Here is a 941-nt window from a genome sequence, read left to right as displayed (position 1 = left end):
TCACCAAACTTGGACGATTTTCGCAATCGTGAAGGGGCGCGAGGCTCTGGAGCGAAAATTGACACGAAAAAGCCCGGCCGCGTTTCCGCGGCCGGGCTTTTTCTCGGGTTCAAAGGCTCAATCTGGGTCACGTCAGGCGAAATCAGTTCGCCCGGGCGAAATTACTTCGCCTTGGCAACGATCGATTCGAATGGCTTGTAAGCTTCCTTGGCGAGTTCGGCATACAGATCGCCGATCTTGGTGGCCTCGGCGACGAACGCCTCATAAGACTGCTTGGCGTAGTCCGACTGGATCTCGATCGCCTTTTCCAGCGACTTGGCTGAAAACAGCTTCTCCACAGTGGCGCTGCCGGTTTCAAAACTCTTCTTGGTGTATTCACCAGCCTCGGTGGCAATCGCCTGCGCGCCCTTGGACAGCGACGCGAAGCTCTTCAATCCGGTGTCGGCGAACTCTTTGCCGTATTTGCTGAAGTCCTCATAGGTCTGGGTCATTTCACGATTCCCTTGACGGTTGAAGCGTCCTTCTTCGGGGCGCCCTTGTGCAATGCAAGATAATATATTGTGCGCCGCACAAAAGTCAAGATTCCGCGGGCTTGCGGGCCCGCCTGCGCAGCCAATGGCTAAAAATCGAATAAAGAGAACCTCAAGCCCGAAGAAAATGGTGAACGCGGCGGTTACCATAAACGGATTGGTAACGCTGCGCCGGTAGCTTGACCGGAAGCGAGGCAGGACCCTTTGCCGCCTCCAACGCAACGAAGAAATCCAAGGGAAGTACCAGTGCGTAAGGCGTTGTTGGGCATCGTTTCCAAATCCACCTCCCCTCTCAAAACGATGATGATCGTCGCCTTGGCGATGACATTCGTTTTTGGCGACGTTGCCTCGTCGCTGGCGGCCAGGCAGGCGGCCATCGTCGTGGATGCCAAGACCGGCAAGGTGCTTTAC

At 55.8% G+C, this 941-nt stretch carries 1 protein-coding gene and 1 pseudogene; one reads left to right on the top strand and one right to left on the bottom strand.

What is annotated here, in order from left to right; translation table 11 throughout:
• Positions 1-161: 161 nt before the first annotated feature.
• Complete coding sequence (locus EN984_RS36070) at positions 162-491, bottom strand: phasin family protein (RefSeq protein WP_013531776.1); 330 nt, start codon at positions 489-491, stop codon at positions 162-164.
• A gap of 285 nt (positions 492-776) precedes the next feature.
• Between EN984_RS36070 and EN984_RS39240 the strand changes: the two are divergent.
• Positions 777-941 (top strand): annotated as a pseudogene (locus EN984_RS39240) (D-alanyl-D-alanine carboxypeptidase); the annotation flags it as partial.

This window comes from Mesorhizobium sp. M7A.F.Ca.CA.004.12.1.1 (assembly GCF_003997835.1).
Classification (GTDB): Bacteria; Pseudomonadota; Alphaproteobacteria; order Rhizobiales; family Rhizobiaceae; genus Mesorhizobium.
This window is presented reverse-complemented; position numbering and strand designations above follow the sequence as displayed.